Genomic DNA, 14,247 nt, shown 5'->3' with positions numbered 1-14,247 from the left:
TTTTCTTTCGTGGAAACGGAGCAAACTGGATAGCTTTTATTCCATCATTTTTAAGATATGTGGTAAAATAATACAAACTATTTTGAAGGGGTTGTTTATGAAATGAGTGATTGTATTTTTTGCAAAATAGCTAACGGTGAAATTCCGGCAGCAAAGGTTTTTGAAAATGAACATGTCGTTGCCTTTTTGGATATTAGTCAAGTTACAAAAGGACATACGCTTGTCATCCCAAAAGTACATAAGGAAAATTTATTTGAATTGACACCTGAAATTGCTAGAAATTTCTTTGAAGTTGTCCCTTCCATTGCAAATGCTTTGAAAAAGGAATTCGAACCCATTGGCTTAAACACCCTTAACAATAACGGTGAACATGCCGGACAATCTGTTTTTCATTATCATATGCACCTAATCCCGCGCTATGGCAAGGGAGATGGCTTTGGCGCTGTTTGGAAAGACAATCAAAGCGATTATACATCTCAAAAATTACAGGAAATGGCAGAAAAAATTGCCAAACAACTTTAAGATATATAGTAAAGCAGGATAATTTTCTGAAAATTATTTCTTTATATATATTATCGTAATATGGTATAATGATTGTAAGTTTTTCGCTGCAGGCAATCAGTGCACTGCAGGAGGAACAAATAGCTTAGGATAGCAGAGGAGAGATGAGAAATGAATACAAAAAATTTAGTAGTATTAGCACTTTTAGCGGGGATTGGAGTCGTCTTGCATACAATCATGCCGAGTTTCCTTGGAATTAAGCCTGACATGATGCTGGCCATGATGTTTTTAGGAATTATTCTAGTTCCAGAAGTAAAAGGTGTCGTGCTTATGGGCATTGTGACGGGAATATTATCTGCCTTAACAACACAGTTTCCTAACGGTCAAATTCCAAATATGATTGATAAACTTGTTACTGCTTTAATCTTTTTTGGTTTATTCTTAGTTTTAAGAAAAATCACCAAACCAATCGTAACTGCTGCCGTATTAACAGCAGTGGGAACATTAGTTTCAGGGAGTGTCTTTTTAGGATCAGCCTTTTTTCTAGTGGGCTTACCAGGTCCTTTTGCAGCACTATTTGGAGTGGGTGTTTTACCAGCAATTGTGTTAAATACTATTATAATGGTTATTTTGTATCCAGTAGCTCAATCAATTTTAAAAAGATCGAAAATGTCATCCGCTTCCGTCATTCAAAAGTAATGCTCGGGATCCTGTTAAGAAAAAGAACCCATTGGGTTCTTTTTCTTAACTTACATATCACAACTCTTCTATGAAAAGTATGAAAGTATGAAAGCGACTAGCAGGCATATCCCTCCACCGCCAGCCAGTGCAGCAACTCTTTTCTTTAGCACTTGTTTTGGCGGATATACACCTGGTCTTTTTAAAACAAGTAAATATTTAAAAGATCCAAAAACTAGAATTGCACTCGAGATAAAAAACGTCACAGCTACACCCTTCATCTTTAATGTCCCCCTACTAGATTCGAAAATTCGAACATTGGTTGTAACTATTTATATGTTTTACCGCCCAATCCTATGATGATCAAGGACTCGTTTTGGTAAGTAAGGATTGGATTACTATTTAAAAAAATTATTTTATCAAATTAAATATTCTAAAATTTACCATTACTCGGAGGAGACAAGTAAAATGAAAGTGAAACCGTTTTTATATGGATTTATAACTGGGGGACTTGCTGCAGGTATTAGTATATTTTTAACAGCTCCAAATTCAGGTAAAGTAACAAGAATTAAACTAAAAGAAAATAAGCAATCTGCACTTAGTCAGTTGCAAGAACTTAAAATGAACCTAATCCAATTGAAAGATTCAACTGCACATGCAACGAAAGAAGGAAAAAAACAATTGGTAAACTTCTTATCGGAAGTGAAATCTTCTCTCGTCCAATGGGAAGAAGATGTACAACCTCAACAACAAGCGATCCAAAGAGAAATTGTCGAAATGAAGGAAACCGTCCAGGAATTAGAAGAAAAAATATTAGAACATCGTTAATAGATCATTTTTCATTAAATATTGAAGGAGGAGACGCCCTTAACAGAAAAAATCCTAAGAATCAATATAAGATTATTATGATTTCTAAAAATTTTGTGAATTTATGCTTTATTAATTTTTATTTTATTGGCATAATGAAAATAGAGAAATATAAAAGTAGGTGAAAATGGGGATGACTGAGAAACAATATTCTATGAAAGAAGCAATGATTTTTAGTCAAAGAATTACACAATTGAGTAAAGCATTATGGAAATCGATTGAGAAAGATTGGCAGCAATGGATTAAACCTTTTGATTTGAATATTAATGAACACCATATTCTTTGGATCGCTTATCATTTGAATGGGGCTTCTATCTCAGATGTGGCAAAATTCGGGGTCATGCATGTCTCCACAGCGTTTAACTTTTCTAAAAAGTTAGAAGAACGAGGTTTGCTGAAATTTTCAAAAAAGGAAAACGACAAACGTAATACGTATATCCAGCTTACAGACAAAGGTGAAGAAATTTTACTTCAATCAATGGAAACCTATGAACCAAAAGGCAATGCGGCTTTTTCAGGTGCCCTTCCACTCCGGGACTTGTATGGTAAATTTCCAGATATTATTGAAATGATGGCGATTATTCGCAATATTTATGGTGATGATTTCATGGAGATTTTCGAACGCTCTTTTCAAAATATTGAACTTGACTTTATCGAAGAAGACGGGAAGTTGAAAAAGGCAAACAAAACGGAACAAGAGTTAGTATAAATCACATGCTTATAGAGATTTATTGAACTCCCGAAAAAGCGGCTCGTACAAATTTTGGAGCAAGCAAGCCTTAACTACTTCTTCAATTTTTAGATTCCCAGGCAATGAAGCTGATAATTCTTCGAAAAGCGGATGGAAGTAAACATATCCTTCCGCTTTTTGTTCTGCTAATTTCTCGCTCAACTCATCACATAAATGATAGAAATTAGCGATCTGCTGCTCAGATAACCCTTTTTCAATAATTAGCTTATAAAACTCAAGCTTTGGATTATTAACAAGCTTAATTAACAGCTTTTGATGATATTCAAGCAGATTAATTCTTTGCAAAAGCAACTCATGTCCATTCATATATTTGTCCTCTTTTCAACCCTTTTCATTATCTTATGTTCATTATTCACCTTTTAAAGAGGTGGGTAAACCTTTTTTAAGCTTTTTAAGAGATTTCAATTGGCGGCAATTGGCGTTTTCAAGGCTCCATCCAAATTGTCTAGAACTCTTCCATTCTTTATGACTATCTTTTTTTTGCATTTTTTGATATTGTATAGAGAAAAGTGAAAGCACTTATTCCGTGAATAAACTTCACGTCGAGTAATTGTTGGACCGTAATTATAGTATACCATTAGGGAGGGAATCAATGATGATCTCCGTTTTTATTGTGTTAGCAATATTTATTTTGTTTTATGTAAATAAAATGACAAATTCACTTTGTATCCAAAAGGAAATACCCGAAGAAAACCAACATAAGGTATTCCGCACGATTAATGTTTTAATCACGATATTACTAATATCATCATACTTGGAAATTTTATATACATAATCCATCAATGAATAGGCTGACAATTGTTTTTGGATGTGTAATGTTTAATCCAAGCGTTACAAAAAGCAAAGCGATGAGGCAATCTCATCGCTTTTTTGTTTACTATCCTTTTATTAATAGATCCAAGAAGCTCCAATGATAATTAACAGAATGAAAAGGACTACAACTAAAGCAAATCCTCCACCGTAACCTGCGCCACCAGACATATATCTTGACCTCCTTTCATAATTCATTTTTTTGTCTTAATAAACCCAAGAAGCCCCAACTATAATCAATAGGATGAAAAGGACTACAATTAGAGCAAATCCACCGCCATATCCTGCACTCATCGTAATACCTCCTTTTTAATTTGCTAAGATATACTATTCATGAAGGTTTCATTTCGTTTAGGCACTTCACTTATTTTTTATGGAAAAGTCTATTTTGCTTTTTTTGAAATTTCTATATATGCTCACATCTTTTATTTTTGCAGTGGTACCCATTTATGTTATAGTAAACATTGTGGACAAGTAGACCCCACAAGAATTTAACTGTTTAGGAGAGATTCATCATGAAAAAATGGATATTGGCCCTTACATTGGCTGGCGGGGTTCTTGCATTAAGTGCATGTAATCAGAGCAGTTCTAATACAGTGGCAGAGAGCAAAGTTGGAAATGTAACACAAGAGGAACTATACAATACGATGAAGGAAAAGATTGGAGATCAAGCCCTTCAGCAACTTATGTATGAAAAAGTTCTTTCAAAGAAATACAAAGTTACTGATAAAGAATTGGATGCTAAAGTGGCTGACTTAAAAAAACAGCTTGGTACCAATTTTGAGACCACCCTTGCACAGTACGGCTATAAAAATGAAGATGATTTAAAGAAAACAATGAAGCTCGGAATGATGCAGGAAAAGGCTGCTTTAAAGGATGTTAAAGTAACCGACAAGGAATTAAAAGACTATTATGCTTCCTATCAGCCAGATATTAAGGCTCGCCATATTCTTGTAGCTGATGAAGCAACGGCAAATGAAGTGAAGAAAAAGCTTGATGGCGGTGCTAAATTTGAAGAGGTTGCGAAAGAATATTCTACTGACACAGCTTCTGCACAAAATGGCGGCGATTTAGGTACAATTAACAACACGAATAAAGAACAATATGACCCTGATTTTATTAAGGCTGCATTTGCTCTTAAAGCAAATGAAATTAGTGCACCAGTAAAAACACAATTCGGTTATCATATAATTCAAGTAACAGAGAAACAAGAGAAAAAACCTTATGATGAAATGAAGAAAGAGATTGAATATCAAGTAAAATCATCAAAATTAACAAGTGATTCTATCCAAAAAGCGATGCAGCGTGAACTTAAAGCAGCAGATGTCAAAGTAAGTGACAAGGATTTAAAAAATGCGCTTGAGCCACAAGCTACTCCAGCAGCACAATAATGAAGTAAAGCGGAAACCCCCGACAAACTGGGTGTTCCCGCTTTTTTTCATTTTTCATTGAATTTCAATACTAGATTGATTTTTTATTCCCCTGTAGCCTTAATTTCCTCACGCAATTCTTTCTCCCGTTCGAGACGTTGAATATAGATTTCCCCTTCTCGTTCAATGTTTTCCATTTCCAACTCCCGCTCTTCTCTGCCCGTTTTTATGGCCATTAATGCACTAATTACTATTCCAACCACAACTGCATAAATCCAAATAGGTATCGTCAATGTCCCCTGCTCCCTTCTATAGTGGCTGTCCACTTTACATTACAACTTATTCAATATTCCTCAAAATATTCATTTCTTGGCAAAAAAAATAACCCTTTATAGGGTTATTTCTCTTAATTATGAAAAACTGGTTTATAAAACGAACGGTTATCTAAGGCGAAAATCCGCTCAGTAAATTCACCAGGCTTCACTCGCTCTAATGCCCGATCCAGCATGTTCATTTTGGCATCAAGATTATCAATATAATGAAGAATTTCTGCTTCCTTAATTAATGGCGGCTTGGGACTTCCCCATTCCGCTTTTCCATGATGGCTAAGAACAAGGTGTTGTAAAATTAATACCTCTTCCGATGATATTCCAAGCTCTTCTGCAGCCTTCCCAATCTCACCAACCATGATGGTAATATGACCAAGCAAATTCCCTTCAATCGTATAAACCGTTGAAATCGGCCCCGATAATTCCATTACCTTTCCCATATCATGTAGAATAACACCTGCATACAAGAGGTCCTTGTCGAGACTAGGATATAAAGTCGTTATCGCCTTGGCTAAGTCAAGCATGCTTACGACATGATAGGCAAGGCCTGAAACAAATTCATGATGATTTTTCGTTGCCGCAGGAAATTCTAAAAAGGCCTTTTGATGTTTCTTTATTAAATGGCGGGTAATCCTTTGGATATTAGGATTTTTCATTTCAAAAATATATTGTGTCAACTTACTATCCATTTCTTCCTGACTGACTGGTGCAGTTTCTAGAAAGTCATCAAGCTTTACGCCATCGGATAGCCCGGCTTTTCTGATTTGGCGAATTTTAAGCTGACTTTTCCCACGATAATTTTGTACATCTCCAATAACTTTTACAATATTTTGGGCAGCGTAATTCCTTTCTTCATCCGCCCCAGCATCCCAAAGCTTTGCCTCTATTTCCCCACTTTTATCTTGGAAGATCAATGTCAAAAATGGCTTGCCGTTACTCGCAATCCCTTTTATGGAACTTTTAATTAGGAGAAATAATTCAACTTGTTCTCCCACATCATAATGTAATATTCCTTTGCTCAACCTCTCCACACTCCTTCCCATAGTAAGAGTATAACATATCCAATTATTTTCCTATTAGATAATCTGAACAGCACCTTTCTCTAGAAAAAGAACCTCCTCTTTTTTAAATAAATGAAGTAAATGCTTATGACAAGTGAAAAATAAAATTTGATTATGTTTCAATCCTTTAAGCAGCTCAATTACTTTTTTCGTCCTTTTTTCATCAAAATTGACAAAACTATCATCGATGATAATTGGAAACTGATAGTTTTCATAAAGTGTTGTCGCCAAGGCAAACCGAATGGCTACATATAACTGTTCCGTTGTTGCCTGGCTTAGTTCATCGGCTTCAAATAAAGTATGGTCCCTACGCTCGACTAGAAAGCCAGTACCGGAGTTCTGAAGGTGGATCCTATGATAACTTCCATTTGTAAGAAAAGACATGTATCCTTCCGCTTTTGCAAGCATCTTTGGTAAATGAACATTTTTATATTTATCAACTGTTTGCCACAAAATCTCTTGAGCTAAACAATAGACAGACCACTCCTTTGCTGCCTCATCAAGTTCATACTTTTTCTGCTTGAAATGATGGAGAATATCAGAATACAGACCTCCCTCTTCGAGAATTTGAATTTCATACTTTACGGAAGCATATTCAGTTTGAAAACTTTTCAATTTTGCTTGCAATTGTTGGGCATCAAGATTATATTCCTTAATTAATTCCACTGGATCGGAAATGGTTAAAAAGCTTTCCCTAACCTCTTCAGAAAGAATCGAGTAGTGAAGCTGACTTTGAAGTTGATTAAGTCTCTCTAGCAGTTGCTCATATTTTTCTGCTTTAGCTCCAAGTTCATAGAATTGCTGCTCCGTCTCCACCTTAGCTGCATGTAGAAGCTTCGTATGTTCCGTTTGTAGCTGCACTAACTCTTGAGATTTTTGTTGCAAATCAGCTGTTAAATCAGCGAGCTTTCCCAATCTTTCTTGGCTCTTTATTTGCTTTTCATGCTCTTCCTTTAGCTTATTTCGTAGTAGATAAGCAGACTTATGTATATCTAAGCCGTTTTCTTCTAAAAAACGATTTTCGAAAGATTTTATATTTCCAATTAGTTTGTTTTGCTGAAGATTTATTTGCTCAATTTTAATTTGAAGCTGTCTTTTTTCTCTGCCAATTGACTTGAATTGCTCTATTAATGTGAAAGCTTCCTGTAAAAATGTCATCGCAATATAGTCTGGTATTTTTAATTCTCGACTAATGGATAACAGCTTTTCTTTATTTTGATTCGTCTCTAACTCCCACTCTTCAAATTTGGAGAGTATCTTTTCATATACCACTTGCTGCTGTTTTAGCCTTAGTTTTAACATTTGCAGTTCTTCACGTCTTTTAGTATCTTGCAGTAACTGGTTCTCGAGCATGGTTAAATCCAAATATTTCGTTGACTGAAGTTTTTGCTTTAACAGTTGTTCCTTTTCTCTTAGCCCATTAAGTGGTTGATCTAGATCTTCCTCATTAGCCTGCTTGTTGCCTTTTTTCATAAAAATAGCTGCGACTATACAGCCCAACACGCCAAGGTATAATAGAACCCATTGCTTTGTAAATAAACCATACATGATGAGGCCAAATAAAATTAACTCAAACAATAAATACTGGAGCTTTTTCTGCTTTTTCATCTTTTCACGTGCAGCTTTATCCCTTGCATTTGCCTGCTGATAAAATTCTATTTTTTCTATTACAGTTGTTAATTCCCACTCGAGGCTTTTCTTATCACTTCCAAATCTAACCTGCTCTTCAAGTTCAACCCTTTTCTGTTTATCAAGGATTTTACTTTCAGCCAAGCGGACTTCTTTTTCTAATTCTTCCAATGCCTTTCTTTCTTCTTGATACCGCCCCTCTAACTCTTCTTGTACTTCTGCTAACTTTTTCCTTTTTTGAGCCACTATTTCAACTTGATTTTTCATATATATATTTGTATTAATGGTATAAATCTCATCCTCATCTAGAGGTAAATGAAGCTTTTCACTTGTATTAGCAAGCTTCTCTTCATACTCTGCGAGTTTTGTTTCGCATTGCTGTTTCTCTAGATTCAACTGTTCAATAATTGGAACTTGTTCAAGTAAGGTGATAATAGCAGGCTCGCTTTCAAGGAAAACAAGGTTGGGCTCGATAGCTGCTAATTCTTTTTTTAAGTTTTCTATTCTTTCGGTGATACTCATGATCTCCGCTTTGTGCGGATGGATGAGTTGATTTACCTTTTCGATTCTTGCAATTCCGTGAGCAGGAAAGTGGATTTCTCCTAGCTCCAATAGCTCTTTCTTTGCCCACTTTTCTTCCTGTACAATGGACCCGATTCTCTTCCATTCATTCAGTTTTTCTATTTTTTCGCCAATTTCCTGAAGCTTGCTAATTGCAATTTCAATTTCTTTCTTCAAAACTTCTCTTTTTTCTATCAAATTTTCATATTCTTTCGTTTTTGCTGCAGCTTTTTTCAATTCTCCACTTAATTCATGGACTTCCTGTAATTTTTCATTTAACAATGGCTTCTTGCCAGACGGCTTAAAGCGGTTATCTAACTCTTTCTGCAGAAAAGTTTCAGTCTTTGATAACTGTTCTGTTCCTAATGCTCCAGCGGAAAACAGGAATTTCCCGATTTCTTCACCCTTCATTTGATGAATATTCTGAAGTCCATGCAAATTAAAGGAAAAAATAGCTTGGAATATACTTTTATCAAAGTTTGCAAGTAATTCTTTCAGGAGTTCCTCGCCGCCAATCTCGCCTGTATCTAGAATTACTTTAACATCGCCTGTTGCTTTCCCTTTAATCCGCTCGATAACCGCATATCCGAGCACTTCGTGATAAATTCTGATTTTCCCACCGTATTTGGTACTATGCTTTGGCTCATAGCGAAGATCGGATTGTTGTTTGGTAGGAAACCCGAAAAGAATGCCATGGATGAAAGCCATGATAGTAGATTTTCCAGCTTCATTTTCTCCATAAAAAACTTGAAAGTCAGTCAGGTTGGTCATGTTGACATTTTCTAATTGGCCGTAGCCATATATTTGTAACTCCAGTATTTTCAATCAATATTTCCTCCTTTCGATCAGGATTGATAAAGTAATTTGATTAACAAGTTCTCCGCTTTTTCAATTAGTTCATCTTGCTCTGCCTTAGATAAATGGGATAAATACTTTCTTCCTAAAGGGTGCTCATACAGTGGAGCTAGGGCTTTTCCGGAATCTTCATACTGATTGACAGTTTCAAAAAGTTCTCCATAAAAATTTGCTTCTGTTTTTAATAGTTCTTTATTAATCTCCACTTTTTCCATGGTTTTTAAGTCAACAACCCATACAAACGATTCCTCATCCTTTTCAGCTTCTAAAAGAAGCTCCAGCAGCTCACCATCCATGCTTCTCTTTTCACGTTCATCAGCTAACTGAGTATCATTAACAGACAGTGTTAATAAAGTCCCTGCATGGTCTCTTCGAAGATTATTGATGCAAACTTGACATAAATGAAGGATGTCATGAAAGTTGTTTGCTGAGGAAGCATCAATGATGGCTTCTTCCCAAATAACATCAGAGGACTCAACAAAGTCTAGATTTGCATCATGATCTGTCAACGTAACATGGTAAAATCCTTTACCGCCCGACTCTTTCTTATTTCTTCCTTGAAGATTGCCTGGATAAATTATGGGTGGGTTTTCTGACAAAATGGCCCGTTTATGGATATGTCCCAATGCCCAATAATCAAAGTCCTTTTGCAGTAAATCCTTGATTGAAAATGGTGCATAGTTATCATGCTCCGTCCCAGCACTTTCATTGCCGTGAAGGATACCAATATGATAATCTGCCCCTTCTATTTTCTGATAGTCATCTATTTTACGATCAAATACATGCCTAGTGGCATAGCTAAACCCATAAAGGTGGACGGTTTCCCCGCTCTTGGTTTGAAGTATTTTCATTTCAACCTCATTGTCAAAAAAATGAACGTTTGCAGGCATGTCTAGGTGCACCCAGGAACCATTTAGATGATCGTGATTACCATGAACTACAAAAACGGGAATTTCCTCTTCTGCAAGCTTGATCATTTCGGCTCGAAAGCGTGCTTGTGCCCGTAAGCTGCGATCCTCCCCATCATATAAATCGCCCGCTATGATGACAAAATCAACGTGCCGCTCAATAGCCGTTGCTGTAAGCCTTCTTAATGCCGTAAAAGTGCTCTCTTTCACCCTTGTAAAGATAGTAGAAGGCAAATGCCTTAATCCGACCAATGGGCTGTCCAAATGAAGATCTGCCGCATGAATAAACGATATCCTTTTCATATAAAAAAATCCTCTCACCATCTTTTCTCCATTGTAGCATTTACGAAAAACGAATGCACGTTCTGTTTTAAAAAGAAAAAAGAGAATGTCTTAAAACAAAGGGTCAGACCCTTTTTAGACATTCTCCCTAAAAAACTATTCGTTTTTTGTTAATTGAAGAGCTTTTTTTATATCTTTATAGGAATTGGATTTTCCATACATTAAGACACCGCCTCGATAAACACGAGCACCAAATATGGCCAATATAACAATTGTGGCCACAAGAATGGCAATTCCTACTAGTGCTTCCCATATTGGAATGGTCAACATCCCCACCCGTAAAAACATAATCATCGGTGTAAAGAATGGAATATAAGATGTAACGGTAATGAAGGTGGCATCAGGTTTACCAAGACCAAACATTGCAATCATAAATCCAGCCACAACCAGTAATGTCATTGGCGTAATCATCTGCTGTACATCTTCAATTCGGCTGACGAGTGAGCCCAAAAAGGCTGCAAGAGTGGCATAGAGAAAATAGCCAAGAATAAAGAAAATGACAGCATACACTATAGTCCCTACTGGGATATTCCCAAATCCATATACACCGAAAAAACCATCTTTTAATGAATCTATATTTATAGTGAACGAATAATAACCAACTATAAGAAATGCTGCTAATTGTGTTAGACTTAATAGTCCGATCCCCACTATTTTGGCAAACATTTGCTTGATCGGTGAGACACTAGAAATTAAGATTTCCATGACTCTAGAAGACTTTTCGGTCGCTACTTCCATCGCTATCATATTAGCATACATAATTACGGCGAAATAAATAATAAACAATAGGACATAGACGAGACCTCTAGCTTGATTCAGTTCTTCTTCTGTCTTGGCATTTTTCTCAAGGGCAACTTTTTCAAAGGAAACTGGTTCATAAAGCTTTTGCAGCTGATTAGGAGCCAAATTTATTTGTGAAGCAGCCATCATGGTTTTTACTTGCTGCAAGCCTGTTTGAAGGTCAGTAAATAGTGATGAGTCTGCAATACTCATGGCTTTATAAGTTGCTTCTGGTAATTTTTCATCATTAAAACCTAACTGAATGACCCCTTTAAACTCTCCTTTTTCTACTGCCATTTCAGCTTCTTTTTCATTACCCTTGTAAAGGGTAAGTTTAAGCTCCTTGTTAATTGTTCCTACCTGTTGGATAAAAGGTTCATAAAGCTGGCCTGTTTCATCCAAGACAGCAATATTGTCTCTTCCATTGTTTTTATCGAATAAATCAATAATCCTATTAATATTGGTAAGCGCTAATACGAGCACCACGGTCAACAAAGTTGTGACAATAAATGACTTAGTCTTTAGTTTAGTTAAATAGGTATGTAACAAGATAATCCAAAAACTATTCATATGAATTACCTACTTTCTCTATAAAAATATCATTTAAAGAAGGCTCTTCAAGGGCAAATTTTCTAATAAACCCGTTATGGACAATTTCCTTAAGAATTTTTTCAGCAATATACTCTCCTTCAATCTGCAGATGTATTCCTTCCATAGTTATTTTAGACTTCACTACCCCTGGAAAGCCTTTCAATGAATCTAAAGAAAAATCTGCATGGATGACGAGATTCTTTTTTCCGAACTCATGTTTAATTTCCTTTAAAGAACCATATACGACTGGACTTCCTTTATGTAAAATGCATAAGTGTTCACACATTTCCTCAACATGCTCCATTCGATGACTGGAGAAAACAATCGTCGCTCCATTTTCCTTTAAAGTCAAAACGGCTTCCTTTAGCATTTCGACATTTATAGGATCAAGTCCACTAAAGGGCTCATCAAGTATTAATAATTTGGGCCGATGCACAACAGCCGCTATAAATTGGATTTTCTGTTGGTTCCCCTTGGACAGCTCTTCAACTTTCTTATTCTCATACTCTGGAATTTTAAACCGATCCAGCCAATATTTTAGTTCCACTATCGCTTCGCCTTTTTGCATTCCTCTCAATCTAGCTAAATAGACGATTTGATCGCGAACCTTAAGTTTCGGATATAAGCCTCGTTCCTCGGGCAGATAGCCGACAAGATGGCTTGTGGAATAATCAATTGGTTTATCGTCCCAGGTAATTCTCCCACCCGAACTGTCTAGTAACCCTAAGATCATACGAAATGTAGTTGTTTTGCCCGCGCCATTTGCTCCTAAAAAACCAAACATCTCCTTTGCAGGAATTGTTAATGAGAGATCGTTTACGGCCGTAAATGAGCCAAATCGTTTGGTAACATGTTCAAGTTTTAGGACCATTTCACACACTCCTTTCCCTTACATATACGAATATACCATATTATGGTTTCAATTTATTTTTGCACAATATAGTGAATTATGTGAAAATATTAGTAACATTCTTTTACAAGGGGGATTTATGATGAATACTTATAAATTAACTGCTTTCGAGGCAAATGGAGAAAAACTTTTAGACGAAAGCTTCCAAGCGGAAAATGACGAGGCAGCCAAGAAACAAGGAGAACAACTATTACAAGAGAAGGCATTATTAGAAAAGACACATCGATGCACCTCTCCTAGTGGCAAACTACTTCTTTTTAAATCATAAAAAAGATATGTCTCAAAACAAAGGGCCTAATCCATTGTTTTGAGACATCCTCTTATTATTTTCCAATAAAATTAGGGCGTCTTTTTTCTATAAAGGCACTAATTCCTTCTTGATGGTCAAGCGTTTCGCGCATTTTTTGCTGACCATACTTTTCTAACTCCAATATTTTTAACAACTGTGGGCGATTCTTTTCAGCCATAATTTTTTTTGTTTTAATCATTGCCTGAATGGGACGGCTTAGCCAATCTGAGACCCTTTCATCTAGTGTCTCCTCAAGATCACCCTCTGCAATCTCTTGAATCAATCCCAGTTTAAAGGCCTCATCAGCGCTTAACATCTTTCCATCCCAAATTACTTGCTTTGCTTTTGTCTCACCTAATCTTTTTTCTAAAAAGAAATGCGCTCCACCGTCTGGAATCAGCCCAATGCCAATAAAATTCATCGCCAGCTTACTTGCTTTGTCTGCAATAATATGGTCTGTCGCCAATGCTAAACTAAATCCCAAGCCGGCAGCAGCACCAGTAACCGCACTAATCGTTAGTTTCGGAATGCTATAAAGTGTAATAATTAATTCACTAATATAATCCATAACAGGAAAGAAATCGTTTTCATTCATGTTGGACAGCATGGTTTTAATATCACCGCCAGAGGAAAAAGCCTTGCCTTTTCCAGTAATCACCACAATATCAATATCATCTGAATCGCTAATTTCTTTTAGTTTACAAATAAGCCCCTTTATTACATCTAGATCCATAGCATTTAATGATTCTGGCCTATTCATTTCGATTGTTGCAACGCGGCCGTTGACTCGCAAGTTCACCTTATCCGTTACAAAATTGATTGACATTGGAAATACCCTCCCTTTTTCTTCATTCACTTCCATTATATATGGAATGAACCAGAATAAAAACAAGCTTTCTTAATATATTGAATTTTCTTCTATTTAATTTTCCTGTTAAAAATGGAGAGAATCAACAATACCGTTTAACAGAGCCTAATTTTTAAAGATCACAGCAAAAAGACAAAGAGACGTATC

18 protein-coding genes are annotated in these 14,247 nt (G+C 36.1%); 7 read left to right on the top strand and 11 right to left on the bottom strand.

The genetic code is table 11. The features are described from left to right. The first annotated feature begins 102 nt into the window (after window positions 1-102). Both AC3ANL_RS06785 and AC3ANL_RS06780 read left to right on the top strand, forming a co-directional pair. Entirely contained in the window at window positions 103-522 is a 420-nt protein-coding gene (locus AC3ANL_RS06785; protein ID WP_488328473.1) for an HIT family protein, read from the top strand. 150 nt (window positions 523-672) lie between these two features. Beyond that, window positions 673-1,200, top strand: coding sequence for a tryptophan transporter (locus AC3ANL_RS06780; protein WP_488328472.1), 528 nt, complete (start codon window positions 673-675; stop codon window positions 1,198-1,200). 68 nt (window positions 1,201-1,268) lie between these two features. Here the strand turns inward: AC3ANL_RS06780 and yhzF are convergent, their stop codons facing one another. Beyond that, complete coding sequence (yhzF, locus tag AC3ANL_RS06775) at window positions 1,269-1,460, bottom strand: membrane protein YhzF (protein ID WP_488328471.1); 192 nt, start codon at window positions 1,458-1,460, stop codon at window positions 1,269-1,271. Window positions 1,461-1,647: 187 nt separating this feature from the next. Here yhzF and AC3ANL_RS06770 point away from each other — a divergent pair, with 187 nt between their 5' ends. Further along, complete coding sequence (locus AC3ANL_RS06770; protein WP_488328470.1) at window positions 1,648-2,007, top strand: YtxH domain-containing protein; 360 nt, start codon at window positions 1,648-1,650, stop codon at window positions 2,005-2,007. Between the two features lie 172 nt (window positions 2,008-2,179). Next, complete coding sequence (locus tag AC3ANL_RS06765; protein ID WP_488328469.1) at window positions 2,180-2,755, top strand: HTH-type transcriptional regulator Hpr; 576 nt, start codon at window positions 2,180-2,182, stop codon at window positions 2,753-2,755. Window positions 2,756-2,764: 9 nt separating this feature from the next. Here AC3ANL_RS06765 and AC3ANL_RS06760 read toward each other — a convergent pair whose 3' ends face one another. Continuing rightward, the gene (locus tag AC3ANL_RS06760; RefSeq protein WP_488328468.1) at window positions 2,765-3,103 is read right to left on the bottom strand and encodes a DUF1878 family protein; all 339 of its coding nucleotides are present in this window, start codon (window positions 3,101-3,103) and stop codon (window positions 2,765-2,767) included. 289 nt (window positions 3,104-3,392) lie between these two features. Here AC3ANL_RS06760 and AC3ANL_RS06755 point away from each other — a divergent pair, with 289 nt between their 5' ends. Beyond that, window positions 3,393-3,572 carry a hypothetical protein gene (locus AC3ANL_RS06755; RefSeq protein WP_488329675.1) on the top strand — a complete coding sequence of 60 codons (180 nt, stop codon included), beginning with the start codon at window positions 3,393-3,395 and terminating at the stop codon, window positions 3,570-3,572. A gap of 113 nt (window positions 3,573-3,685) precedes the next feature. Here the strand turns inward: AC3ANL_RS06755 and AC3ANL_RS06750 are convergent, their stop codons facing one another. Continuing rightward, entirely contained in the window at window positions 3,686-3,778 is a 93-nt protein-coding gene (locus AC3ANL_RS06750; protein WP_040204450.1) for a YjcZ family sporulation protein, read from the bottom strand. Between the two features lie 36 nt (window positions 3,779-3,814). Next, a complete protein-coding gene (locus AC3ANL_RS06745) occupies window positions 3,815-3,901 on the bottom strand; it encodes a YjcZ family sporulation protein (protein WP_098529756.1) in 87 nt (28 codons plus the stop codon). Between the two features lie 221 nt (window positions 3,902-4,122). Between AC3ANL_RS06745 and AC3ANL_RS06740 the strand changes: the two genes are divergently transcribed. Further along, complete coding sequence (locus AC3ANL_RS06740; protein ID WP_488328467.1) at window positions 4,123-4,998, top strand: peptidylprolyl isomerase; 876 nt, start codon at window positions 4,123-4,125, stop codon at window positions 4,996-4,998. Window positions 4,999-5,081: 83 nt separating this feature from the next. On the opposite strand, the gene AC3ANL_RS06735 is transcribed toward AC3ANL_RS06740, so the two are convergent. The 6 genes from AC3ANL_RS06735 to AC3ANL_RS06710 all read right to left on the bottom strand — a co-directional run bounded on the left by AC3ANL_RS06735 (window position 5,082) and on the right by AC3ANL_RS06710 (window position 12,904). Further along, complete coding sequence (locus tag AC3ANL_RS06735) at window positions 5,082-5,270, bottom strand: sporulation YhaL family protein (RefSeq protein ID WP_488328466.1); 189 nt, start codon at window positions 5,268-5,270, stop codon at window positions 5,082-5,084. Window positions 5,271-5,383: 113 nt separating this feature from the next. Continuing rightward, entirely contained in the window at window positions 5,384-6,328 is a 945-nt protein-coding gene (yhaM, locus tag AC3ANL_RS06730; protein ID WP_488328465.1) for a 3'-5' exoribonuclease YhaM, read from the bottom strand. 54 nt (window positions 6,329-6,382) lie between these two features. Further along, window positions 6,383-9,382, bottom strand: a complete 3,000-nt coding sequence (locus tag AC3ANL_RS06725) for an ATP-binding protein (protein ID WP_488328464.1) — start codon at window positions 9,380-9,382, stop codon at window positions 6,383-6,385. A gap of 20 nt (window positions 9,383-9,402) precedes the next feature. Further along, window positions 9,403-10,623, bottom strand: a complete 1,221-nt coding sequence (locus AC3ANL_RS06720) for a metallophosphoesterase family protein (RefSeq protein WP_488328463.1) — start codon at window positions 10,621-10,623, stop codon at window positions 9,403-9,405. A 135-nt stretch (window positions 10,624-10,758) separates the two neighbouring features. Then, window positions 10,759-12,012, bottom strand: coding sequence for an ABC transporter permease (locus AC3ANL_RS06715; protein ID WP_488328462.1), 1,254 nt, complete (start codon window positions 12,010-12,012; stop codon window positions 10,759-10,761). After that, complete coding sequence (locus AC3ANL_RS06710) at window positions 12,005-12,904, bottom strand: ABC transporter ATP-binding protein (RefSeq protein WP_488328461.1); 900 nt, start codon at window positions 12,902-12,904, stop codon at window positions 12,005-12,007. Before AC3ANL_RS06710 ends, AC3ANL_RS06715 begins: the two co-directional genes overlap by 8 nt. A 121-nt stretch (window positions 12,905-13,025) precedes the next feature. Here AC3ANL_RS06710 and AC3ANL_RS06705 point away from each other — a divergent pair, with 121 nt between their 5' ends. Further along, window positions 13,026-13,211 carry a YhzD family protein gene (locus AC3ANL_RS06705; RefSeq protein ID WP_488329674.1) on the top strand — a complete coding sequence of 62 codons (186 nt, stop codon included), beginning with the start codon at window positions 13,026-13,028 and terminating at the stop codon, window positions 13,209-13,211. A 55-nt stretch (window positions 13,212-13,266) separates the two neighbouring features. Here AC3ANL_RS06705 and AC3ANL_RS06700 read toward each other — a convergent pair whose 3' ends face one another. After that, on the bottom strand, window positions 13,267-14,058 hold the full coding sequence (locus AC3ANL_RS06700) for an enoyl-CoA hydratase (protein WP_488328460.1): 792 nt from the start codon (window positions 14,056-14,058) through the stop codon (window positions 13,267-13,269). Window positions 14,059-14,247: the final 189 nt, after the last annotated feature.

Source organism: Neobacillus sp. DHD-1R, from assembly GCF_057747995.1.
The sequence above is the reverse complement of the archived record's forward strand: the minus strand, read 5'-3'. Positions and strand labels throughout refer to the sequence as shown.